The 543-nt window shown below is 66.5% G+C and carries 1 protein-coding gene and 1 pseudogene; both read right to left on the bottom strand.

Annotated elements, in window-relative coordinates:
* A pseudogene (locus M8J71_RS22835) lies at window positions 1-214 on the bottom strand (hypothetical protein); the annotation flags it as partial.
* Between the two features lie 78 nt (window positions 215-292).
* On the bottom strand, window positions 293-543 hold a 251-nt coding region (locus M8J71_RS22830; RefSeq protein WP_256250153.1), incomplete at its 5' end, for a DsbA family protein.

Genomic DNA, 543 nt, shown 5'->3' with positions numbered 1-543 from the left:
CTCCTGTCAGGACCACAGCCAGGGCCGGCAGCTGCAGTTTCCACCGGGTCAGAACGATGACCGCCAGGAAGACCAGGGCAGTGCAGGCGGCCAGGACAGGGGTCTGGGGCAGCCGTCCGCCGCCGGCGACGTGGGCGGCGGCAGCCAGGGACAGGACCGACGCCGCCACGGGGGCCGTGCGCAGCAGCCGGAAGGGCGCAGGCTGGCACGTCATCGGCGCGGTCCTTCCCGGTGGGACGAGTAGAGATGCAGGGTCCCTTGGATAGATCAGGGTCCCTTGGAGCGGGGAGTTCTACTGTGCGGCTTCCGCTAGTTTCTGCCGGAATTCCTCCATGGTGTTCAGCGTCAGCTTTTCCCCATTGAGGAAGAACGTCGGAGTTCCGGTCACGCCCAGTGCCTTGCCGTCGGCGATATCCTTTCGGATCCGGTCCTTGGTGGCTTCATTCGCCACTGCGGCGTCGTAGGCGGCCAGGTCCAGGCCCAGCTCCTGGGCAAAGGTGCGGAACAGGGGCGCCTGGGAGTCCTGTTTTTCACCCCATTGCG

The sequence above is a fragment of the Pseudarthrobacter sp. R1 genome (assembly GCF_024494415.1).
In the GTDB taxonomy this organism is placed as follows: domain Bacteria; phylum Actinomycetota; class Actinomycetes; order Actinomycetales; family Micrococcaceae; genus Arthrobacter.
Note: the sequence above shows the minus strand (reverse complement) of the source record. Positions and strands in the feature narration are given on the sequence as shown.